Source organism: Thalassospira xianhensis MCCC 1A02616, from assembly GCF_003326475.1.
Taxonomy (GTDB): domain Bacteria; phylum Pseudomonadota; class Alphaproteobacteria; order Rhodospirillales; family Thalassospiraceae; genus Thalassospira; species Thalassospira xianhensis.
In genome coordinates this window covers 22,647-43,457 of record NZ_JPWA01000023.1, presented here as the reverse complement: position 1 = coordinate 43,457, position 20,811 = coordinate 22,647, and the positions used below count along the sequence as shown (strand labels likewise).

Below are 20,811 nucleotides of genomic sequence, written 5' to 3'. Positions count from 1 at the left end.
AAATCAAATTTCAAATATAGAAATATAGCAGGAACGTCAAATGAAAAATGACAAGGCGCACATCACGCTCACCGCAGGCGGGGCCGTTCTGGCGCGGATGAAAGCGATCGGGGTGGACTATATCTTTGCCAATTCGGGTACGGATTTTCCGCCGATCATCGAAGGGCTGGCCGAAGCCAATGCCAAGGATATCGAGCTTCCCAACGCGCTTGTCATGCCGCACGAAAACGCCGCGATGGGCATGGCGCATGGCTATTACCTTGCTACCGGCAAAACGCAGGCGGTGATGGCGCATACCAATGTCGGGTTGGCCAATTGTGCGATTGGCGCGATCAATGCCGCGACGGAGCATGTGCCGGTGATCCTGATGTCGGGACGCACCCCGGTTATGGAACAGGGGCGGCTTGGCGCGCGCACGGTTCCCATTGGCTGGGGCCAGGAAATGCGCGATCAGGCGGCGATGGTGCGCGAGGCATCGAAATGGGAATATGAACTTAAATTCCCCGAACAGGTGCCCGATGTGGTTGACCGGGCCTATGCGATTGCGTCGTCCGTGCCCAAGGGGCCGGTTTATGTTTCCCTGCCGCGCGAGGTTTTGTGCGAACCCTGCCCAGGGGATGCGATTGACGCGCCGCTTCGCATGCAGCCGGTTCGGGTGATGCCACCGAAGGAAAGCCTTGAGGACGCAGCACGCATTCTTGCCAATGCCAAGAACCCGGTGATCATTGCCCAGCGCGGTACGGGCACGGCGGAGGCATTTGATCGCCTGTCGTCACTGGTGGATCAGTGGGGCATTCCGGTGGTGCAATATTGGGCGATCCAGCTTGCCCTTGGCACCGATCATCCGATGATGGCGGGGATGGACCCGGCACCGTGGCTTAAAAATGCCGACGCAGTTCTGGTGATTGATTGCCTTGCCCCGTGGTCGCCCGATATTCATACGCTCCGCCCCGATTGCAAGGTGATCCAGATCGGGCAGAACCCGCTTTATTCGCGTTTTCCGGGGCGCAATTTTGCCGCCGACCTATCGCTGACCGGGGAAACCGGCGATGTGATCATGGCATTGGCCGATGCGCTGGATCGCCATCATGGGGATCATCGCGAAATGTGCGCGGACCGGCGCGAAAAGGTCGCGGCGATCAATGCGGGCACGCGCAAGAAGGCGCTTGCGGTGGCCGATGCCGGATCGGTTGATCCGATGAGCAAGGCCTATGTTTCGCGCTGCCTGTCGGAGGCGATTGTCGGGCGATCGGCAACGGTGTTTTCGGAGCTTGGCTGCCCGCTGGAGCCACTTTCGCTTTCGGAACATGGTAGCTGGTATCAGGAACCGCATTCCGGCGGGCTTGGCTGGTCCTTCCCGGCATCGATGGGCTATCAGTTGGCGGATAAGGATAAGCTTGTGGTCGCCACCATGGGGGACGGATCCTACATGTTTGCCAATCCGACGGCATGCCATCAGATTGCCGAGGCGCTGGAGCTTCCGATCCTGATCCTTGTTCTGAACAATAATGAATGGGGGGCGGTGCGTCAGTCGGTGACCGGGATGTATCCCGACGGTTATGCCGCGAAAACCAACCAGATGCCATTGACCGGCCTTAAACCCAGCCCCGATTTCACCAAGGTCGCGGAAGCCAGCCGTGCCTGGACGGCGAAGGCCGAACGGGCAGCCGATTTGCCGGAAATCCTGCGCCGTGCGATTGCGCATATCGACACCAACCGCACCCATGCGCTGGTCGAGGTGACGATTGCGCCGTAAGGGGTGGTGATGCAGAGCCGATGATGAAAACCGGGTGTCATGGTGATGATGCCCGGTTTTTTTATGATTTAGGCGCGTCATCGGCCTATGATTTACCGATTATGGAAATCAATCGACGCGGGAGCGTTCGCAGAACATGGGAAATCTGATGGAAAAACATCCGGAGAAAAGCGTGCCCGCCAAGGATGTTCATGACGGGGTGAAGCTGCTTGATAGCGGTGTGAATTTTGTCGGCGAGCAGGTTTCCTATCCGTCGGGCAAGGCGCGGATCAGGTCGGTGCTGGCGACGATGGCGCCGGGGCAGAAAACCGGCTGGCACAAGCATGGCGTGCCGACCTATGGATATATCCTTGAAGGGCAGATTACCGTCGATTACGGCGATGCGGGAAAAACCACCTATCGGGCCGGGGAAGGGGTGCTTGAGGCGATGGATTACTGGCATGAGGGGATCAATGATGGCGACGTTCCCGCGCGTGTCGTTGTCGTCTTTATGGGGGCCGAGGGCGCGGAAAACGTGATCTACAAGCCTGAAGACCCATCTAGCGACGTCTGATTTTGCAAGGTGATAGTGGATGCGGCGGGTTCGATTACCGGGGTTCATCTTTTAGCTGGTCAAAAATCCACTGCCCAACCGGGCCAAGCGGCTTGTCCTGACGGTGAGCGACGACAATGTCGAGGACCGGCATGTGATTTAGTCCATCCCAGCTTTCGGGATCGAGCAGGGCGAGGGTTCTGTTGCGGATATGGTCTGCGACCATATGTTCGGGCATGCCGCCCCAGCCAATCCCGCGTAAAATCATAGCAAGTTTGGTTTCAAGGTCATTGACCTTCCAGTAATTCAGGGCCTGAACAGCGTGATTGCGTTGCAGGGTCGGGGCATCGCGCGCCGATGTGATGATCTGGGTGTGGGCGTGCATCGCATCGATATGGATTTTTCCCGGAAACCAGGCGAGCGGATGGTCCGGTCGTGCCACAGCACACATTCTGACCTGCCCGCAGGCAGCCCGGGCATAGTCGGAACCAAAGGGAATGAATTCCGGCAAAATCGCAAGATCGGACGCGCCGCTGTCAAGGACTTCGGTTGTCTGGATCGTAACCGTCGACAGGCTTACGCGGACTGTCGGGAATTTCCGGGCGAGAACCGCAAGGACATCCATCAGCGGGGCGTTTGATGCAAACTGGCTGATTGTAATCGTGATCGAAGCTTCGAGCCCGTCAGCGATGCCTTTGGCGTGTTGGCGGTAGCTGGAAATATCCGCCATGACCTTGCGTGCATGGGGCAGCAGGGAATGTGCCGCCTTGGTCAGGGTCGGACGATAGGCCGTCCGGTCAAACAGTTCCAGATTGGTCTGTTCTTCGAGTTTCTGGATCGTGTAGGTGACCGACGATTGTGTCCGGTTCAGATGCCGCGCGGTGGCGGCAAAGCTTCCGAGGTCGGCAATGGTGACGAAGACCCGCAATTGATCAAGGGTGATGCCAGACATAAAGCTTCAACTTTTTTGAATGAGATAATCATAAATATAGAATTTTTTTTATGGTCTGACACTCGTAAATTTTGTGCAGGAGCGAAATAGGGGAGGGGCACAAGGAGTGTAAGATCGTGCTGGGCGTTGATCCCCATGAGTTTTTAGTGCCGTTGATCCGGCAGTCGGTTTTGATGTTGCACCTGTTTGCGTTCGCATTTGCGTTTGTTCTGGTGGCGCGGGCAGACATTGCGATGCTGCGTGGTCAGTATCAGGAAGGCAGGTATGACCTAGGCAGGGATGCCGTTTACACGGCTTTGCTGTTGGGGGTGCTTTGGGTATCCGGGGTGGCATTGATCGGGCTTGGTATCGGGTTTGATGTTGCTGCCATTACCGCAAACGGCAAAGTATTTGCCAAGGTTACGGTCGTCACTATCCTGACGATCAATGGCATTTTCCTTCACCTTTATGCTTTTCCGGTATTTGCCGATAAACAGGAAAAAGCGTCATCGGTCAGGCTTTTGATATGCACGATCCTTGGCGCGGTAAGTTCCGTGTCGTGGTTTTGTGCATCTGCGTTCGGGGCCGCACGCGTGGTTGCGCCGTGGCTGGGATATCAGCATTTCATGCTGTTTTATGGCATCAGTCTGTCGGCCGGGCTGTTCGTTGCGATTTTGTTCGTAAGGCCGGTGTTGCGGCGTCAGCTTGAACGTCGGTCGTCGGTTGTGCCGTCTGCCGGCTTTGTTGCAGGGGCGGTTGCCGAATAGCCGGAAACAGTCGGGATGATTTCTGCCGGATGCGGAATATAAGGATTTCAATCACTACCCGGCCATGTGCCGGGTAGGTTTTCTGCGGCGCGATAGGCCGCCTTTGAGGCGGTATAAGCTTCTGCAAGGTTTGGCTGCCTGCTTTGTTAGCACTTTGAAATCGTTGCTTGCATCATAGGCAAAATCATTATTTGATTAAGGTGAATTCCTGATTTGCCTGCCCAAAGGAGCCAGCATGGATCGCGCTATTGGAACCTCGGGGCGTATTGCGTTCGCAAGTGCAATGCGCAATCTGCTTGCGGATGTGTATCCGGAACATGATCACGCGGAACTGGTGCGCCGGGTTTTTGATGTGCTGGACCTGCCGCTTGAGGGGGACGGGGCGGAGCCATGCGAGGAAAATCTGCGCAAATGGGATCAGCGCGATGCGTTTCTGATTACCTATGGGGACAGCATATCGCGCGATGGGCATCACGGGCTTGAAAGCCTTGGTGATTTTTATCGCACATGGCTTAAGGACTGGCTGACCGGGATACATATCCTGCCGTTTCATCCGTTTACGTCCGATGATGGTTTTTCGGTTAGTGATTTCAGTAGTTTGCGACCGGAACTTGGCACATGGGATGATGTGAAGGCATTGTCCAAAGATGCCACCGTGATGGCCGATCTGGTGGCGAACCATATTTCGGCATCGCACGTCTGGTTCCAGCAGTTCCTTGCCGGAGAAAAGCCTGGTGTTGATTACATCAAGACCGCCAGCCCCGATGATGATCTTTCCGATGTGGTGCGTCCGCGAAGCCACCCGCTGTTAAGCAAGGTCACGACATCGGATGGGGAAAAGCATGTCTGGTGCACGTTCAGCTATGATCAGGTCGATCTGGATTACGGCAACCCGGATGTGTTTTTTGAAATCCTGAAGATCGTTCTGGAATATCTTAAACATGGGGTGCGGGTCGTGCGGCTGGATGCCATCGGCTTTATCTGGAAGGTGGCCGGGACCAGTTCGATCAACCTTGATCAGACGCACAAGATCATCAAGGCATTGCGGCTTGCGACGACGGCGGTGCATCCGGATGTGCTGTTTATCACCGAAACCAATCTGCCGCTGCTTGAAAACCTGTCCTATTTCGGTAATCAGGACGAGGCGCATCTGATTTACAATTTCAGCCTGCCGCCGGTGATCATTCATGCGCTGTTATCGGGGCGGAGTGATTGCATCCGCAAATGCATCATGTCGATGCCACCAGCCCCGGCGGGCTGCACATTTTTCAATTTCACCGCCAGCCATGATGGCATTGGCCTGCGCCCGGCCGAAAACCTGATCCCGGATGCGGATATTGATGCCATGACCGACCATGCGCGCAGGATGGGCGGGCAGGTGAGTTACCGGTCGCTTAAGGGCGGCGGGCAGAAGGCCTATGAGTTGAACGTCACGCTGTTTAGCATGCTGGCCGAGAATTTTGCCGGGGATCGCACATATGGGCTGGAACGGTTTGTGATGAGCCAGGCGATTGCCATGTCGCTTGAGGGGGTTCCGGCGATTTATGTGCAGTCGATCTTTGCCACCGAAAACGATCAGACGGGATATGAGGAAACCGGCATTCCGCGCAGGCTTAACCGCAAAATCTGGCAGCTTGAGGAGGCGGAGGAACGGTTATCGGAAGAAGGGATTGCCAAGCGGGCGTTTGATCAGTTGCGCGCATTGATGTCGATCCGCATGGGGCAGCCGGCGTTCCATCCCAATGCGACGCAATATACCCTTAACCTTGGCCCGGAATTGCTGGGCGTGTGGCGGCAAAGCCATTTGAATGATCAAAGCATTTTCTGTGTGTTCAACCTGACCGATCAGGTGCAGGACCTTGATCTTTCGAAGATCAACCTGATCATGACGGAGGGCTGGACCGATCTGCTGTCCCAACAGGTGATCGAGGATTTCAACGGTATCCTGCCGCTGGCACCCTATCAGATCGTGTGGATTTCAAATATCGACGGGCGCAATCGCATTGATAGCCGGTTGTTGCAGCGTTATCGCGATGCGATGCCGGTTTGAGGAAGGCTTTCGGCCCGGTTGCTACGTTGTAATACTTAAAATCAGAAAAGCCTGATGTTTGCGCCTTGCATTGCGTCGTGATGCTTTCCTATGATCGATACAGAGTGAATGGACGTGTCGGGGAGCTGTTGCGTGATGGCCTATGCGCGGGAAATTCGGCTGGATGAGCTGCCGGAAGATGCGGGCGGGCATATTTCTCAATTGTTCGGGCTTTGGCAGGGGGCCTGCCGCAACGGTGATATTCCCGACCGCTGTGATCTGAATGCCGATATTCTGGCACCATGGCGCGACGATATTGGCATTTATGAATATCAGCCAGAACGCAATGATTTCGTCATTCGCATCGATGCGCCGAACATGATTGCGGCGAGTGGCGAGAATTATCAGGGATCAACCCCGCGCCAGATTGATCTGGATTTCGGAACGGCGGTCTATCCGACCCTGTGCGAGGTGGTCAGAACCGGGCAGGCACAAATCCACATGATCGGGGTTGAGCGCAAGCAGTGGGAAAACTGGCTGCGGCTGATGTTGCCGGTGCGAACCCGGTGCAGGAAGGGCGCGCCTGTCATTCAGGTTCTGGTAGTGCATTTTCTTTATAAGGTGTGATACGGGCCGATTTTTCGGCCGGGACTTGTTATTTTACCTTGTATTGCCAATTTTACTAATATTGGGAGAGGCAGAAGGTCACACCGCAGAATGGCCGAGACGACAGATTTCGAACTTGATGAATTACCCGAAAATATCGGGCCGCATGTCACCGATCTGGTCAGGGTCTGGTATGAGGCGCGCGCAGAAGATCCGGAGCAGATTGTACCGTCGCGTGACATTCTGACCGCAGAGCGATTGCGCCCGTGGATCGACGATATCACCATCTATGAATATATGCCGTTAAAGGAAGACTTCGTTGTGCGGATTGATGCGCCGTCGATTGTGGCGTTGAACGGCGAAAGCTTCCAGCGCGCCAGCCCGCGCGAGATCGATATGAAATACGGGTCCTGCCTGACACCGGCATTGTTCAATACCATGATGTGCGGACAGCCGACATTTTACCACGTTACCCTTGCCGTGCGCGCCGACCAGCATTGGCTGCGCGTCCTTTTGCCGGTGCGCACGCGAAACCGGGATGGCTATCCTGTCGACCAGATACTTGGCATCCGGTTCGACTATGAATACCAGTACGATATTTGATCTATTGCGATGTGCAGGTGCATGTTAAGTGCCGATCCCTGCATCGTTCAGGTCGTCTTCGACGGCAGCCGAAAGCTGTTCGAAGATATCGCCCATGGCACTTTCAACGCGTTGCCAGCTTGGGATGAAGGGGCTTTCGAGCGGGTTATCAAGGTAATGCTGCCCCGCACTCATGATGACTTCGGCCAGGACCTCGACACATTTTTCTTCTTCGTCGCGATTGATTTTAAGGCCGTTAAACAGCGCGTCCGCGCGGTATTGTTCGATCAGGTCAAGGGCGGTGCGGTAATAGGTGGCCTTGAGCGTGCGAAACGTTTCGTGCGAGAAGACGGTGCCCTGGGTTGCGAGTTTGCGGAACAGGGATTTCGCGATGTCGCTTGCCATGCGTGACAGGCCATCATCCTTTTCGGCCGGGTCAAATTCGCGGTGTTTGTGATCATAGATATCGGCGATATCGACCTGTGCCAGACGGTGGACCGTATGGTTGCGGTACATTTCCGAGAGCATTGAAATTTCAAGGCCCCAGTCGGATGCGACGCGAAGCCCATAGGCAACGTCGGTACGGATCGCCATTTCGCCCGATAGGGAATAGCGGAAGCAATCAAGGTAATTCAGGAAATCTGTTTTGCCGACGACCTGTTTAAGTGCGCGGATCAGGGGCGTGACAAACAGGCGGCAGACCCGGCCCTTGAGCGTGCCATTGGCAACGCGGGCATAATATCCCTTGGCAAAGGCGAAATTAAATGCCGGGTTGGCAATCGGATACATCAGACGTGCGGGAAGATCGGGCTTGTAGGTTGCGATGTCGCAATCATGAATGCCAATCACCGAGCTTCGCCCCGATGCCAGCGTATAGCCAAGGCAGTACCAGACATTGCGGCCCTTGCCCGGTTCATAGCGTGCCAGATCATATTCGGCGAGCCGGTCATGGACGCTGCGCAGGCGCGGGCCATCATTCCACAGGATGCGGACATGTTGCGGCAGGTCTTTGAAAAATTCCCGTGCATAGGCGTATTGCGTGGCATCGGCCCGGTCCAGTCCGACGACGATCTGATCGATATAGGTGGCCTGCTTCAATCCATTAAGGATGGTGGTCATGGCCGGGGTTTCAAGTTCGGAATAAAGGCAGGGCAGGATCAGGGTTTGCCGACGCTGGCGGGCGAAGGCGGTCATTTCATAAGCGAGTTCTTCGGGGTTGCGGTCGATGATGCGGTGCAGGGTCGTGATCGGCCCGCCCTGATGAAAATCAGCCATGAAGTACCTCGCTTTTGTTATTGGTATTGGTCAATTGATCGAGAAGAGCGTTGATGCCCGCGTTCCAGCCCGAAGGGCCCGGTTCAGGGGCGATGATCAGTTTTTGATCCTGTATCAATGCGGTTGTTGTCGATGCGTGTTTTTGCGGTATCTGGATCGGGAAATCGGCCGCGGCCAGCATGGTCGCGTCATTGGCGGAATCCCCCAAGGCGATTGTGCAAGGCGTTAAACCCGTTGAAGGCAGAACGCCGTTTTTGGCCAATAGTTTCAGCATGCGCGCCATTGCCGCCCCCTTGTCAGTCGGGCCGCAAAGGGTGTGGAAGCGCCCGCCCTTGACCAGTTTCAGGCCGAATGTTTCGGCAATGGTCCGGGCGGTGGTGACATCTTTGTCCGTCGGCGCCCAGATCAGCGGATCAGAGCAGTGCCGACGTCCGGCGCGCGCCGCATCATCGGGGGAAAGACCGGTTTGGGCGGCGATGATTTCGGGCGATGTGCTGCGGAAACTGGCGACGGGAATGGAGAGGGCAGCCCGGATGGCATCGCGGGCGGCGTCAATGGTTTCGGTGGCCGGGCCGGGTTGTTCGGTTTGATCGCCAAGGCGGATGACACCGCCATTTTCGCCAATCAATCCGTCAAACAGGTGATCGGTGGCATTGATATGGGAAAGTTCGGCCAGCGTTTTTGACGAGATCGCAATCAGCGGTATGCCAAGCTTTTTTATGCGTTCAATCGCCGGGGCCGCCGGGGCCCAGGAATAGGTGTCATGATCAAGCAGGGTGCCGTCAAGATCGGTGAAAATGGCGCAGTGGCTGTGTTCTGTCATCGTCCCGTTTGGTCGGTTTCAAAAGGCTTTTGACGGGGCCGGTGCAGTGACCGGAACTTACCTTAGCACACAGGTCGGGGCAGGGCGACAGTGGAAAGGTTAAATTTTATGCGTCGTTACATGTTGATGAAATTAAAGGCATTTTGATCCAGTATCGTGATCGAACGTATGAAAAATATCGAATTTGGCGTTTAATAATCCGTGAGGCTTATCAACATAAGATAAGTCGTGAAAAACAATAAAGTGACGTATCGGGGTAAGGCGGCAGCATATGCCGCAACCATGCAGGAGTGTGGTGTGGGGAAAAGACGGACGGGTGGTATCGCGCCTTTGCTGGCGTTGATGGTGCAGATCACGTGGGCAGCTGTGTGCGTGGTCGTCACGGGGGTATCCGGCGGGGCGGTCGCACAGGAGGCCGGAAAAACCGCAGAAACATCGGTGGCGAAGCCGGAAGTTCTGTTTGCGGTAGGCGAATGGCCGCCGATGATTACGGAAAATGCAGCCGGATACGGCATTCACACCAAGCGGGTGACCGAGGTATTCGAGGCGATGGGATACCGGGTGCGGTATGTTTTTGTGCCGTGGCGACGTGCTTATGAGCAGACCATTGCGGGGCAATATGCCGCGACATTCAGCTGGATCTGGACCGACGAGCGCGCGGCCGAGGTGCTTTATCCGCGCTATCCAATCGCAAAGGCGCGCCAGATCGGATTTTATCGCAAGGACAGGTTTCCGGTCGGGCTTGATATTGACGCAATCGCCGATATTGCCCCCCTGGGGCTGCGTCCGGTCGGGGTTGCCAGTTATTGGTACGAGGTTGAATTTCGCCGTCTGGGCATTCAGGCTGATATTGTCACGTCATCGGAAGCCGCATGGCGGTTTCTGGATGCCGGGCGGGCTGATATCTATTTTGACGAAAAGGATGTCGGCCTGATGGATATGGCGCGGGTTCTGGGCGAGGATGCGGTGAAACGCTATGGCATTACCGATCCGGTGCAATCAGAGAACATGTTCATCCTGTTTTCCCGGGATCACCCGCAAGGCAAAGTGTTGCGCGATGCGTTTGACGGGTTTCTGGATACCCCCGAAGGCCGGGCCATGTGTCGGGGCTGGGGTGTGTGCGAACAAACTGCAAGTGCCACGCCCGGAACGAAAATGACGGTTAACGGACAGGGGAGCGAGCAGGGAAATCCGGTCGGGGCAGATCAGGTGGGGGCAGATCAGGTTGGCGGTTTTTGACCGCCTTTTGATGATCCTTTGACCATCAGCGCCCCGATCAAAACCATCGGGATATGTTGCAATAACCATTGCGATATAGATGTTCGATTTGTCCTATCCTTTTCCCGGTTTATCCATTCTTCCCATGTGAAATCAGGCGTATTCTTTCCTTGTTGGAACGGTTCTTGTTCCAGAAAACCAACAAGAATAGTCGAGTGAGGATTACGTCATGCATGTCCCTGTTGCCATTATCGGCTGCGGTCCTTCGGGGTTGCTGCTTTCGCATTTGCTGCATGTGCAAGGAATTGACAGTGTGATCCTTGAACGCAAGGACCGCGCCTATGTCGAGGGGCGCATCCGGGCCGGTGTTCTTGAAATGGGGACGGTCGGCCTGATGGAGCGTGTCGGCGTTGATGCCCGCATGAAGCGCGAGGGCATCATTCATGGCGGGATTTATATCAGTGTCAATGGCAAGCGCCAGCATGTGAATATCGAAGAACTGACCGGTGGCGCGACCGTGATGATTTACGGCCAGACCGAGGTCACCAAGGATCTGATCGCTGCCCGTCTTGATCATGGTGGCGAGATCGTGTTCGAGGCCGAAGATGTCAGCCTGCATGATATCGAGACCAAGAAGCCGCGTGTTCGATATGTCAAGGATGGCAATCAGGTTGAACTGACATGCGATTATATCGCGGCCTGTGATGGCTTCCACGGGGTCGGGCGGCAGACGATGCCGCAATCGAAACTTCGGACATATGAAAAGGTTTATCCGTTTGGCTGGCTGGGTGTTCTGGCCAAGGCAAAGCCGGTGGCGGACGAGCTGATTTATGCGAGCCATGATCGTGGATTTGCGCTGTGTTCGATGCGATCCGAAACCGTTGTGCGCCACTATGTGCAGGTACCGAGCAGTGATGCGATCAAAGACTGGTCCGATGACCGGTTCTGGAACGAGCTTCGTCTGCGGCTAGGCGAGGCCGATGCGGAACTGGTCAATGAGGGCGAGGTGTTTGAAAAAAGCATCGCACCGCTTCGAAGCTTTGTTGCCGAGCCGCTAAGCCACGGGCGTCTTTTCCTGGCCGGCGATGCAGGTCATATCGTGCCGCCGACGGGGGCCAAGGGGCTTAATCTTGCGGCGAGTGATGTGCATTACCTGTCCGAGGCCTTGATCGGCAAATTCAAGCAGAACCGGGATGATTTGCTTGAAACCTATTCCGATACCGCGCTTGCGCGGGTGTGGAAGGCAGAGCGGTTTAGCTGGTGGATGACATCGATGCTGCACACATTTGATGATCATCACGATTTTGACGGCCGTATTCGCAAGGCCGAGCTGGAATATATCCTGTCATCCAAGGCAGGTTTGACGACGCTTGCAGAAAACTATGTCGGTTTGCCTTACTGACCGGCATGGTTCGGAGCCCCACGCTCCGTAATCCGCCCAGATTTCTGCAAGGGATGAACGGCCCGTTCCCACGACGGGCCGTTCTTTTTTGTCAAAGGCGGATTTCCGTTGGAAAAACGTGTTGGCCCGGGGGCGCAGAATGCCGCGGTTTGAAGCGGGTGCCCCCAAATAATCACAATTTTATGTGGAACTTCTTTGGGGTCCGGTTCGTTAGGCAAGTGTCGAATAAGTTAATGGATAACCACAGGAGTTTTATGATGGTGACCAAGACTGATACGGATAATGCAAAACTTCAGGCCGATGTCGAGGCTTTGCGCAAGGATCTTGCCGAAGTCACCAAGACGCTCAAAACGATGGGAAGCGATCGGGCCAATTCCGTTGCCCAATCCGCCGCAGAGCGCGTCCGCGAGGTTTCCGGCCAGGTTCACGACCAGTTTGACCATGCACGCGGCGTTGCCGTTGATCAGGTGCGCGAGCGCCCGCTGACTTCGGTTGCGGTGACGTTTGGCATTGGTATGCTGGTTGGCGGTCTGCTGCGTAAATGATCGATCAGATCGTTGAAGCGATCACTGAAATCGCAAAGGCCGCCGCCGTAAAGCTGGCGGTCTTTGCGGTTATCGGGGTAACGATCCTGATCGGGATCGGGTTCCTGCTGGCGGCGGTGTTCATTTATCTGGCCGCGCAGTTCGGGACACTTGGTGCTGCCCTTGGTCTGGGGACGGTTCTGGTCGCGCTTGGCTTGGTGGCGCTGGCGATTGTTCTGCAACGCGACCCAAGTGACGGGATTGCGCGACAAGACAAGGCTGATGCCGACCCGGCACGCAGTGAAGATGCGCTTTTATTTGATATGCTGATCCATGCGGCCCGCGCCGGTTACGCAACCGGGCAGGGTGACAAGCCGCAAATGCAGGATGGCCTTGAACGCCTGGTTGCCGATTTATCCGCCCTTGGCGTGTTTGATCGGCCGGTTGGTGCGACAACAAGCCCCGCCGAACAACCGGGTACACCAGACGAGCCGCGAAACGGCAGCACGACATCAGATTCAAAAATGGCGGGATAACCGGATGGTTCCCGCCATTTTTCATTTCAGATTTCCGAAACCTTATTCGCCGTGGAAATGCACCGTGCCGATAAAGGGCAGGTTGCGGTTGGCCTGTGCGTAATCGATGCCATAGCCGACGACAAATTCGTCGGGAATGTCAAAGCCGCAATAATTGATCGGAATTTCGACTTCGCGACGCGACGGTTTATTGAGCAGCGTGCAGATTTCAAGCCGGTTCGGATCGCGGGTTTTAAGCAACCGGACCACTTCGGACAGGGTATAACCGGTATCGATGATGTCTTCGACCAGCAAAACGTCCTTGCCGCGGATTTGACCGTCAAGATCCTTGACGATGCGAACATTGCGCGAGCTTTCGGTGGAATCGCCGTAGCTTGAGGCGACCATGAAATCGACTTCGACCGGAACGGTCAGTTTGCGGGCCAGATCGGCGATGAAAACGAACGATCCGCGCAGCAGACCGACAACGATCAGTTTTTCGGTATCCTTGAAGTTTTCATTGATCCTGGCGGCAAGCGCATCGATCTGTGTGGCAATTTCGTCCGCCGTTATCAGCGGCTTGACATCATAATCGGCCATCAATCTCGGTCCTGAAGCGTTATGGGATGATTTCCCGCTTGCTATCACAAGCGATCCGCCATGACCAGCCCGTGAATGGTAACAGAAGTATAATCCCGTAGAATTCATGCCCTGTTGCACGCCCTGATTGTGCAACAGGCGGGCCATCTATACGACGGCTTTTTCATCAGATGGAAGCTGTGCAGGTGGGACCCGATCAGGCGGCTTTGAAGATCACCGGTTCGTCGCCTTCGTGCCACTGGTCATATTTGACCATTGCGGCCGCAAACCACCGGGAATTCAGGAATTCATCAAGCCAGCGTTGCAGATGGACAAATGGCATCGCATCAAAGGCATCCGTGTCGGTATTGGCGAACTGGCGGATGAAGGGTGCAATCGCAAAATCGGCCAAGGCCGGGCGGGTGCCAAACAGATATTTGCCAACCGCCAGACGGCCATCGAGCCGGTTAAGGATTTTTTCCGCGTCACGGCGATGTTCGGCCGGATCGGCATCCTCGTAGCGGTTGAAATATTTATAGCGATCGAGATGATGTTTGAACGGCCCGTCATTTTGCGAAATCAGGGCCAGCATGTCTTCAAGCGTGCCGCTTTCGGGTTCCAGCCATTTTTCCGGATCATTTTCGGCCAGCGCCCAGACCATGATCTCAAGGCTTTCATCGATCACGTTGCCATCGGGCAGGATCAGCACGGGCACGGTGGCCTTGGGCGAGGCATCGATCATGGATTGGGGTTTGTCGCGCAGAACAACTTCGCGCAGTTCGACATCGATCCCGCTTGCCAGCAGGGCCATGCGGGCGCGCATCGCATAGGGGCAGCGACGGAAACTGTATAAAACCGGGCGTGCTGTTTGTTTGGTCATATAACCCGATTAGCCGTTGGGGCAGCGCATTGCAACCGCTTATCGGACACAAAGCGGATTGTCATGCGTTAGACATTCACGTATCGACTTCCTATGTTCAAAAGACGGACAAGACGGGATCGAGCCAGAAAATTGCGTCCTTTGGGGCCTTTTTTGCGCAAGCGGGGTTGATTTCATGGCACAGTTTGTGAAAGGACAATGCCCGTTATTTATTTCGTAAGACCGGTTTGGGGACGTGCTGGCGCGAACAAGCTGCGCCGTTTGCCCCGAACACGGTTCAAAGACCAAAGCCGATCTGACAGAAGCAAGGGACCAGTTACATGACACCGACCGAAATCGCCCGCGTTACCGATTATCTGCGCCGCACTTTTGATAATCCGAAAATTGCCGTCGATGCGCCCAAGCGCAAAGGCCACCCGATTGAAATGCGCGTTGGCGACGAGTTTGTCGGTGTTGTGCACCGTGACGAGGACGAAGGCGAAGTCAGCTATTCGCTGAATATCGTGATCCTTGAAGAAGACCTGCCGCCGGCCCCGTAAGATCGGTTGCCAAAAGGTTTTGCAAAACGCCCCGTGCCAGTAATGGCCGGGGCGTTTTTGTTTGGGCATCGCGCGGTTTGAAACAAAATGCCCGCTGATACGTTCGTTAACGGGGCTGCCAAGGCCCGCGTGCAGCCTGCACATTTCGCCATCGTTATACGAGGTATCTATGATCGCATGGATGGAGCAGCACGGTACTGTGCTTCAGCTACTGATCAGCTTTGCGACATTGCTGGTCTGGATTTTCTATGCCCAACTGCTTTTTCAAAGCTATCGCCGGGCCAGACGTCCCAAAATCGTGATCAACCAGTTGCTTGATCATGCGCAAACCGCGCGGTTCCTGATCAGCAATATGAGCCAGGAAGCCATCCATATCGAAACGGTTTTGCTGTGCATTGATAGCGGCAATGACCGTGTCTGTCAGGTCATCACCGATGCCGAACCCGGCGAGGGATCCGATGCCCGGAATGAGGACGGGGAGCATCACGGGACGGATGGAAGTCGTGCGCTTTCCGAACGGCTTGACGATTTTACCCTGCAGGGGCCATTGCCGCCGGGGAAATGTATCGAACTTGGTTCGGCCAATCGTCTTCTGGCCCGGGTGCGCCGCCAGATCGCAAGAACATCGGATGATAACGAACAGAAATTCCCAGGCCGGGATCGCGATTGCCGGATCGAGATCATCGTGATCGGTGTTTACAGCTCCGAAAAGGGTGTGATCGGGGCCAGCCGAGCCTTTGTCTATGACCGGGAATTCCGGCTGCGTCCCGAAGAAATCAAAACCACGCAGCATACCGGCTTTTTCGCCCGGCGCGAGATGGGCAGACTGCATTCGCAATATATCTGAGCCGGGAAAAGGCAGGGGTATCCCGGCCAGCCATTTCATCACATCGCCACGGATTGATCACAATCGTTGGACATATCAGGGGGTGATCGCAATCAGTTACGGAATATCATGACACGAACCGACGATCCGCTTCCCAAAGACGGGGCAAGGCTTTCATCGATCTTTGATGCCCTGTTAAACGATGATCAGGCCGTGCAGCCCGCAGATGGCGGGGCGCAGGGTATCAGCCCTGATATCAGTCTGGGTGCGCTGTTTGATGCGATGGGTGAAAAAAGCCAGGGGGCGTTGATTGTCCTGTTTGCGCTGATTGCCTGTGTGCCGGTACCGGGGCCGAATGCGATCCTGACCATTCCGCTGGCGTTTCTAGCGCTGCAACTGGTGATCGGGCGGAAAAAACTTTATCTGCCCGACTGGATGCGCCGCCGCAGGATTGGTCGCCGTCGCCTGAGCGGGTTTTACCGGCATATGCGGCCACGGCTGATCTGGCTTGAAAACCGGATGTCGGACCGCTGGCAGTTCTTTGTCCCGGCGCAGCGCATGCCGGTGATCGGTCTGATCTGCCTTGTCATTGCCTTCATCATTGCCATTCCGATCCCGGTTCCCGGTGCCAACAGCATCCCGGCACTTTGCCTTGTCGTTGTCGGCCTTGGGCTTGTGTTATCAGACGGGGTGGCGATTGCCGCCGGGATTCTGGTTGGCGGGGTGGCGGCAACCGGGATTGCGGGCCTGACATGGTATAGCGTGACTGCGCTGGCGGCGTGATCGCTTGCAAACAAAAAAGGCTGCGAAATCAATCGCAGCCGTTTTGTTTTATACGGTTATGTCCGGGCCACGATCAGGCGGCCTGGGCATCCTCGGCCTTGATGACCTTGTGGTTGTCTTCGTTCAGGCCAAGTTTCCAGTAGCTTGAGATATAAAGATCATCCTTGCCCAAGCCCCGATCATTGCGGAAATGATCGCGCAGCATTTTCATCGCGGTAAATTCGCATGCGGCCCAGACCGACGGGCGGCCATCAGTCCATGGCAGTTTTTTCACGACATCGGGCAGGGCATTGGCATTTTCGCCCGGATGCGGATTGATCACCCATTCGATGGTGACGTTTTCAGGCTTTTGCAAATCCTGCATGTCGGCCTCGGACGCGATTTCGATCACGGCGTAACCGCGTGCATCGGATGGCAGCGTTTCGAGATTGACCGAAATGGCGGGCAGCGCCGTCATATCGCCGACAATCAGGAACCAGTCGGCGGTGGGATCAACAAGCTTTTTCGGGCCGGGGCCGCCGATGGTGATCAGATCGCCGGGTTTGCAATTCACCGCCCAGTTCGAGGCCGGGCCGCCGTGATCGTTATCATCGGAACCATCGCCATGCATGACGAAATCGATATCAATTTCCCGGCCCTGATCGGTGATGCGGTCATGACGGACGGTATAGGTCCGGCGCAAAACCCGGTCCTTTTCATCGCCGTCGATGGGGAAGATCAGTTTGACATAGGCGCTTTCCTGATCGTCGGGGAAGGATGCGATGCCGTCACCGCCCAAGGTCACGCGCAGCATATTGGGCGTGACATAGGTTTTGCGGATGACGGTCAGATCGCGGGGTGCTGGTTTGTTCATTCCAAGCTCCTGTAGGGATTATCTGTTTTCAGGATTCCAGATTGTCGGCCATCAGGCTGGCAATTTCGTTGAAATCCGTGATTTGTTTCTGGCTTAAACCGGTGGCCATGCGCGTGCGGATTTTGGCTTCTACGGCACGGTATTCTTCCATCAGCGCATCGCCCTTTGGCGTCAAATGCAGGGTCTGGCTTCGCCCGTCTTCGGGATGGGGGCGGCGTTCGATCAATCCGTTTTCTTCAAGTTCCTTGACAAGCCGCGTGATGCGGCCCTTGTCCTGCCCGGTGCGGGCGGCGATTTGCTGTGCGGTGACGCCGGGGCTTTTGATGATCCATTTCAGCGTGCGCATCTGCGAGATTGGCAAGGGCATATCGGCATCCTGCAAACCTTCGCGCATCGCACGCTTGAAGGCATGGACAAGCCGGTGAAGGGTTTCGCCGGGGACATGCGCATTTGCGGGTTTGGTTGTTGGCGTTTCCGTTGGCGTTTCCATTGGCTTACTCATCGATATGTTTCTGTCTTGCCAGTGCGCAAGGTGTTGCGGGGTTTGTCATGACTGCTTGGCGACGGCATCCGCACCATGCGGGGCGATGATGCCGATGCGGATGGCATATTTGCGTCCCTCGCAAATGGCGGCCGATATCAGGGCAAAGCCCGCCGCAACCCCCATGATCGCGGTCAGATCAAACGCACCACCGGTACCGATCAGGATGGCGGCCAAGGCCGCACCGACCGATTGCCCGGTCAGGCGTGCGGTTGCCAGCATGCCGCCGGCACCGCCGCTTCTATCCCGTGGGGCGCTTGTCATCATCAGGCGGTTATTGGGCGACTGGAACAGGCCAAAGCCAACGCCGCAGATCATCAGGCAGGCAATGATCGCAAGGGCAGTATGGGGGCTTCCGGCCGGGATCAGGGTGACGGAAAACAGGCCGATGGCAAAAATCCCCATGCCGATGCCGGTCAGATGGATCGGCGAATATCGATCGGCCAGCCGCCCGGCAATGGGGGCGATGATGGCGGTCGCGACCGGCCATGGCGTCATCAGAAGGCCGGTATCGACAGCACTATAGCGCAGCACGTCATGAAAATAGAAGGGGAGTGCGACAAAGGCGATGAATTGGGCGCAAAAGCCCGCAATCGATGACCCGATGGAGCAGGCAAAGACCGGACGCGCCAGCAGATCAAGCGGCAGCATCGGGCGTTCGCGCGAGAACTGGCGGCGCACAAGGAAGAAACCGGCGGTAATCGCTATCACGAATTGCCCCGCGATCAGCATCGGGTGGCTTTGGGTGCCGATATTGCCAAGCGCCGAAATCAGCCCGCCGAATGCCAGCACGTTCAGGAACGCACTGATATAATCAAACCGGGTGCGGGTCGGTTTGGTATAGGGCAGGGCAAAGGTGCCGAGGCCGATTGCCACGATGGATATCGGGATATTGATCAGAAACAGCCAGTGCCATGCCGTCACCGCCAGAATGGCCGAGGCAATGGTGGGGCCAGCAGCGGCCGAGATCGAGACCACCATGGCAATCAGCCCGATGGCGCGGCCAAGCTTTGCCTGCGGGACGCTGTGGCGCATAAGGGCGGCGTTGATGCTCATCAGGGCCGCCCCCCCCAGACCCTGCAACACGCGGGCGAAAGTCAGGAATTCGATATTGGGGGAATAGGCACACAGGGCCGATGCAATGCCGAAAATCACCATCCCGGCCAGATAGACCTTGCGAAAACCGATGGCTTCGCCAAGCGCGGACAGGGGCAGCAGGGCGACGACAACCGCCAACTGATAGGCGGTGATGACCCAGATGGCATGCGCCGGGCTGACATTCTGATCCTGGGCTATGGCAGGCAGGGCGACATTCATGATCGAGCCGTCAAGAACGGCCATCATGACGGTCAATAACACGGCGATCATGGCGAATGACCGCTGGGGCTGCGGCAATCCGTCGGCGTGGATGGTTTTTGATATCTTCATGTGGGGCAACATTCCGAAAACAAAGCGTGCGGTGGCAAGGGGGCGCGAGGAGCGGGCAAACGGGGCAAAATGCCACCCGATATCGCGGTTGCTGGCACGGTTATATGGTTGACTTTATCAACCAATATAAAATGTGGTTGATTTTGTCAACTTGTTTTCGGGGCTGTTCTTCTGGGGCTGTCCTTAGGGGTAGTATTCGAAGGTATATTAGAGGTGTATCATTCAGGATGAATAAGGGAGGACAGAATGATGAAAATGATGATGGTTCTGGGGATCGGTGCGCTGCTTGCGATGGGGACCGCGCCGGTGCCGAAATATGCAGCGCAGGGTTCAATTGCGTTTGATCAGGCGGTTGAACATGGTGGCGGTTGCCGCAAAAGCTCCCCGCCGGGGCAGTGTTGCCATATGGATAACAAGGCTGGGTCTGTGCATTGTCATTGAGGGCATGTGAGAAAGAGAAATATTTTGTGGGGGACTTTCTATGGGCTACTTTAAATCGTGGGCCGACTATTATTCATTCCAACTGGAAGTTCGTTTGAAGCAGCGATATATGCGGAGCAAGGAAGCGGAAAGTTTTCTTGCAGCAATCAAGACTACTTCTAAGTCACGAGTTCAACTATTGGGGGAAAAACGATCATTTTGGCGAGCACAGGTTGGAATTACTACTAGAGAAACTGAAGATGATCCATATGAGATAGAATGTGCATTTCCACCAGAACGTATGAAGCCTCTAAGAGGTAAGGCGACTGAGGGGCGCGCAAATCCGAGGGGCATACCTTACTTGTATCTAGCAACGACAAAAGAGACTGCGATGTCTGAAGTTAGACCATGGATCGGTGCCGAAATTTCTGTTGCTCATTTCGTGACAGCAAGAGAATTGCAAATAGTAGACTGCTCAAGGGGGCATGACGCACTCATCCCAATCTTCGAAACCCCCAAACCGGAAGAAGTGGATGATCTTGCATGGGCAGAGATTGCTAAGGCGTTCTCCAAACCTACTACGCAAGGTGATCAAACTGCAGATTATGTGCCGACGCAAATCATAGCTGAGCTGCTAAAAATCGAAGGTTACGATGGAATTGCATATAAAAGTCAATTCGGCGAGAACGGTTTTAATGTGGTTCTGTTTGATATTGATGATGCTTATCTCGTGAGTTGCGGGATTTATAAAGTAAAAAACATTCAGATGAATTTTTCACAGCAAGACAATCCGTATTTTTGTTCACGACCTAAGAATTTATAGTTTATAGTTTTGTTTGATGTTTTTGTTTGTATTATTTTTTTGTTCTGTTGAACACCCACTCAACAAATACCCCCGTCGGTGCTTCCCAATCTACCATCTCGACCAAGCAATATGTAACGGGGCGTTTTTTTTGAGCTGGAATGTTTCGTCGAGTTCTTCCCATGCGAGCCACTCGCGGT

Annotated in this window: 23 protein-coding genes; 15 read left to right on the top strand and 8 right to left on the bottom strand. The window is 55.4% G+C overall.

From position 1 onward, the window contains the following. Positions 1–40: 40 nt before the first annotated feature. Positions 41–1,756 (top strand): thiamine pyrophosphate-requiring protein, encoded by a 1,716-nt coding sequence (locus TH5_RS17170; protein WP_114122872.1) that lies wholly within the window; start codon positions 41–43, stop codon positions 1,754–1,756. Between the two features lie 148 nt (positions 1,757–1,904). Further along, positions 1,905–2,309: a cupin domain-containing protein gene (locus TH5_RS17165; RefSeq protein WP_167443581.1), complete on the top strand. Its 405-nt coding sequence runs from the start codon at positions 1,905–1,907 to the stop codon at positions 2,307–2,309. A 34-nt stretch (positions 2,310–2,343) separates the two neighbouring features. On the opposite strand, the gene TH5_RS17160 is transcribed toward TH5_RS17165, so the two are convergent. Continuing rightward, the gene (locus TH5_RS17160; RefSeq protein WP_114122870.1) at positions 2,344–3,240 is read right to left on the bottom strand and encodes a LysR family transcriptional regulator; all 897 of its coding nucleotides are present in this window, start codon (positions 3,238–3,240) and stop codon (positions 2,344–2,346) included. Positions 3,241–3,356: 116 nt separating this feature from the next. Here TH5_RS17160 and TH5_RS17155 point away from each other — a divergent pair, with 116 nt between their 5' ends. From TH5_RS17155 to TH5_RS17140, 4 genes are all read left to right on the top strand, one after another. Further along, on the top strand, positions 3,357–3,986 hold the full coding sequence (locus tag TH5_RS17155; RefSeq protein ID WP_208638474.1) for a hypothetical protein: 630 nt from the start codon (positions 3,357–3,359) through the stop codon (positions 3,984–3,986). Between the two features lie 235 nt (positions 3,987–4,221). Further along, positions 4,222–6,036 (top strand): alpha-amylase family glycosyl hydrolase, encoded by a 1,815-nt coding sequence (locus TH5_RS17150; RefSeq protein WP_114122869.1) that lies wholly within the window; start codon positions 4,222–4,224, stop codon positions 6,034–6,036. 135 nt (positions 6,037–6,171) lie between these two features. Continuing rightward, positions 6,172–6,642 (top strand): hypothetical protein, encoded by a 471-nt coding sequence (locus TH5_RS17145; protein ID WP_114122868.1) that lies wholly within the window; start codon positions 6,172–6,174, stop codon positions 6,640–6,642. Positions 6,643–6,732: 90 nt separating this feature from the next. Continuing rightward, positions 6,733–7,224 carry a hypothetical protein gene (locus tag TH5_RS17140; RefSeq protein WP_114122867.1) on the top strand — a complete coding sequence of 164 codons (492 nt, stop codon included), beginning with the start codon at positions 6,733–6,735 and terminating at the stop codon, positions 7,222–7,224. Between the two features lie 24 nt (positions 7,225–7,248). Here TH5_RS17140 and TH5_RS17135 read toward each other — a convergent pair whose 3' ends face one another. After that, positions 7,249–8,478: a glycosyltransferase family protein gene (locus tag TH5_RS17135; RefSeq protein WP_114122866.1), complete on the bottom strand. Its 1,230-nt coding sequence runs from the start codon at positions 8,476–8,478 to the stop codon at positions 7,249–7,251. Then, positions 8,471–9,301, bottom strand: coding sequence for an HAD-IIB family hydrolase (locus TH5_RS17130; protein WP_114122865.1), 831 nt, complete (start codon positions 9,299–9,301; stop codon positions 8,471–8,473). The genes TH5_RS17135 and TH5_RS17130 overlap by 8 nt, the downstream gene beginning before the upstream one ends. Before the next feature lie 228 nt (positions 9,302–9,529). Here TH5_RS17130 and TH5_RS17125 point away from each other — a divergent pair, with 228 nt between their 5' ends. From TH5_RS17125 to TH5_RS17110, 4 genes are all read left to right on the top strand, one after another. Next, a complete protein-coding gene (locus TH5_RS17125; RefSeq protein ID WP_114122864.1) occupies positions 9,530–10,540 on the top strand; it encodes a substrate-binding periplasmic protein in 1,011 nt (336 codons plus the stop codon). A 208-nt stretch (positions 10,541–10,748) separates the two neighbouring features. After that, positions 10,749–11,921, top strand: coding sequence for a 4-hydroxybenzoate 3-monooxygenase (pobA, locus tag TH5_RS17120; protein ID WP_114122863.1), 1,173 nt, complete (start codon positions 10,749–10,751; stop codon positions 11,919–11,921). A 257-nt stretch (positions 11,922–12,178) separates the two neighbouring features. Continuing rightward, positions 12,179–12,466: an ElaB/YgaM/YqjD family protein gene (locus tag TH5_RS17115; protein WP_114122904.1), complete on the top strand. Its 288-nt coding sequence runs from the start codon at positions 12,179–12,181 to the stop codon at positions 12,464–12,466. Next, positions 12,463–12,981, top strand: a complete 519-nt coding sequence (locus TH5_RS17110; protein ID WP_114122862.1) for a hypothetical protein — start codon at positions 12,463–12,465, stop codon at positions 12,979–12,981. The genes TH5_RS17115 and TH5_RS17110 overlap by 4 nt, the downstream gene beginning before the upstream one ends. A 42-nt stretch (positions 12,982–13,023) precedes the next feature. Here the strand turns inward: TH5_RS17110 and hpt are convergent, their stop codons facing one another. Then, on the bottom strand, positions 13,024–13,560 hold the full coding sequence (gene hpt / locus TH5_RS17105) for a hypoxanthine phosphoribosyltransferase (RefSeq protein ID WP_114122861.1): 537 nt from the start codon (positions 13,558–13,560) through the stop codon (positions 13,024–13,026). A 196-nt stretch (positions 13,561–13,756) separates the two neighbouring features. Continuing rightward, positions 13,757–14,419, bottom strand: a complete 663-nt coding sequence (locus tag TH5_RS17100) for a glutathione S-transferase (protein WP_114122860.1) — start codon at positions 14,417–14,419, stop codon at positions 13,757–13,759. Between the two features lie 320 nt (positions 14,420–14,739). On the opposite strand from TH5_RS17100, the gene TH5_RS17095 reads away from it, so the two are divergent. The 3 genes from TH5_RS17095 (at position 14,740) to TH5_RS17085 (ending at position 16,567) form a co-directional block, all read left to right on the top strand. Next, positions 14,740–14,958: a DUF3126 family protein gene (locus tag TH5_RS17095; protein WP_062953055.1), complete on the top strand. Its 219-nt coding sequence runs from the start codon at positions 14,740–14,742 to the stop codon at positions 14,956–14,958. 169 nt (positions 14,959–15,127) lie between these two features. Continuing rightward, the gene (locus TH5_RS17090) at positions 15,128–15,805 is read left to right on the top strand and encodes a hypothetical protein (RefSeq protein WP_114122859.1); all 678 of its coding nucleotides are present in this window, start codon (positions 15,128–15,130) and stop codon (positions 15,803–15,805) included. A gap of 108 nt (positions 15,806–15,913) precedes the next feature. Continuing rightward, positions 15,914–16,567, top strand: coding sequence for an exopolysaccharide biosynthesis protein (locus tag TH5_RS17085; RefSeq protein ID WP_114122858.1), 654 nt, complete (start codon positions 15,914–15,916; stop codon positions 16,565–16,567). A 73-nt stretch (positions 16,568–16,640) separates the two neighbouring features. Here TH5_RS17085 and TH5_RS17080 read toward each other — a convergent pair whose 3' ends face one another. The 3 genes from TH5_RS17080 to TH5_RS17070 are packed head-to-tail and all read right to left on the bottom strand — an operon-like array spanning position 16,641 to position 19,389. Further along, positions 16,641–17,420, bottom strand: a complete 780-nt coding sequence (locus tag TH5_RS17080; protein WP_114122857.1) for a siderophore-interacting protein — start codon at positions 17,418–17,420, stop codon at positions 16,641–16,643. A 28-nt stretch (positions 17,421–17,448) separates the two neighbouring features. Next, positions 17,449–17,922 (bottom strand): MarR family winged helix-turn-helix transcriptional regulator, encoded by a 474-nt coding sequence (locus tag TH5_RS17075; protein ID WP_244204957.1) that lies wholly within the window; start codon positions 17,920–17,922, stop codon positions 17,449–17,451. Between the two features lie 45 nt (positions 17,923–17,967). Continuing rightward, on the bottom strand, positions 17,968–19,389 hold the full coding sequence (locus TH5_RS17070) for an MFS transporter (RefSeq protein WP_114122855.1): 1,422 nt from the start codon (positions 19,387–19,389) through the stop codon (positions 17,968–17,970). Positions 19,390–19,635: 246 nt separating this feature from the next. On the opposite strand from TH5_RS17070, the gene TH5_RS17065 reads away from it, so the two are divergent. Together TH5_RS17065 and TH5_RS17060 are read left to right on the top strand one after the other, a co-directional pair. After that, on the top strand, positions 19,636–19,830 hold the full coding sequence (locus TH5_RS17065; protein ID WP_244204956.1) for a hypothetical protein: 195 nt from the start codon (positions 19,636–19,638) through the stop codon (positions 19,828–19,830). Between the two features lie 40 nt (positions 19,831–19,870). Beyond that, positions 19,871–20,632 carry an RES family NAD+ phosphorylase gene (locus TH5_RS17060; protein WP_114122854.1) on the top strand — a complete coding sequence of 254 codons (762 nt, stop codon included), beginning with the start codon at positions 19,871–19,873 and terminating at the stop codon, positions 20,630–20,632. Positions 20,633–20,811: the final 179 nt, after the last annotated feature.

Coding starts and splice junctions, on each gene's coding strand:
- TH5_RS17170 (WP_114122872.1), top strand. CDS start 41: ATGAAAAATGACAAGGCGCACATCACGCTCACCGCAGGCGGGGCCGTT.
- TH5_RS17165 (WP_167443581.1), top strand. CDS start 1,905: ATGGAAAAACATCCGGAGAAAAGCGTGCCCGCCAAGGATGTTCATGAC.
- TH5_RS17160 (WP_114122870.1), bottom strand. CDS start 3,240: ATGTCTGGCATCACCCTTGATCAATTGCGGGTCTTCGTCACCATTGCC.
- TH5_RS17150 (WP_114122869.1), top strand. CDS start 4,222: ATGGATCGCGCTATTGGAACCTCGGGGCGTATTGCGTTCGCAAGTGCA.
- TH5_RS17145 (WP_114122868.1), top strand. CDS start 6,172: ATGGCCTATGCGCGGGAAATTCGGCTGGATGAGCTGCCGGAAGATGCG.
- TH5_RS17140 (WP_114122867.1), top strand. CDS start 6,733: ATGGCCGAGACGACAGATTTCGAACTTGATGAATTACCCGAAAATATC.
- TH5_RS17135 (WP_114122866.1), bottom strand. CDS start 8,478: ATGGCTGATTTTCATCAGGGCGGGCCGATCACGACCCTGCACCGCATC.
- TH5_RS17130 (WP_114122865.1), bottom strand. CDS start 9,301: ATGACAGAACACAGCCACTGCGCCATTTTCACCGATCTTGACGGCACC.
- pobA (WP_114122863.1), top strand. CDS start 10,749: ATGCATGTCCCTGTTGCCATTATCGGCTGCGGTCCTTCGGGGTTGCTG.
- TH5_RS17115 (WP_114122904.1), top strand. CDS start 12,179: ATGGTGACCAAGACTGATACGGATAATGCAAAACTTCAGGCCGATGTC.
- TH5_RS17110 (WP_114122862.1), top strand. CDS start 12,463: ATGATCGATCAGATCGTTGAAGCGATCACTGAAATCGCAAAGGCCGCC.
- hpt (WP_114122861.1), bottom strand. CDS start 13,560: ATGGCCGATTATGATGTCAAGCCGCTGATAACGGCGGACGAAATTGCC.
- TH5_RS17100 (WP_114122860.1), bottom strand. CDS start 14,419: ATGACCAAACAAACAGCACGCCCGGTTTTATACAGTTTCCGTCGCTGC.
- TH5_RS17095 (WP_062953055.1), top strand. CDS start 14,740: ATGACACCGACCGAAATCGCCCGCGTTACCGATTATCTGCGCCGCACT.
- TH5_RS17090 (WP_114122859.1), top strand. CDS start 15,128: ATGATCGCATGGATGGAGCAGCACGGTACTGTGCTTCAGCTACTGATC.
- TH5_RS17085 (WP_114122858.1), top strand. CDS start 15,914: ATGACACGAACCGACGATCCGCTTCCCAAAGACGGGGCAAGGCTTTCA.
- TH5_RS17080 (WP_114122857.1), bottom strand. CDS start 17,420: ATGAACAAACCAGCACCCCGCGATCTGACCGTCATCCGCAAAACCTAT.
- TH5_RS17075 (WP_244204957.1), bottom strand. CDS start 17,922: ATGAGTAAGCCAATGGAAACGCCAACGGAAACGCCAACAACCAAACCC.
- TH5_RS17070 (WP_114122855.1), bottom strand. CDS start 19,389: ATGAAGATATCAAAAACCATCCACGCCGACGGATTGCCGCAGCCCCAG.
- TH5_RS17065 (WP_244204956.1), top strand. CDS start 19,636: ATGATGAAAATGATGATGGTTCTGGGGATCGGTGCGCTGCTTGCGATG.
- TH5_RS17060 (WP_114122854.1), top strand. CDS start 19,871: ATGGGCTACTTTAAATCGTGGGCCGACTATTATTCATTCCAACTGGAA.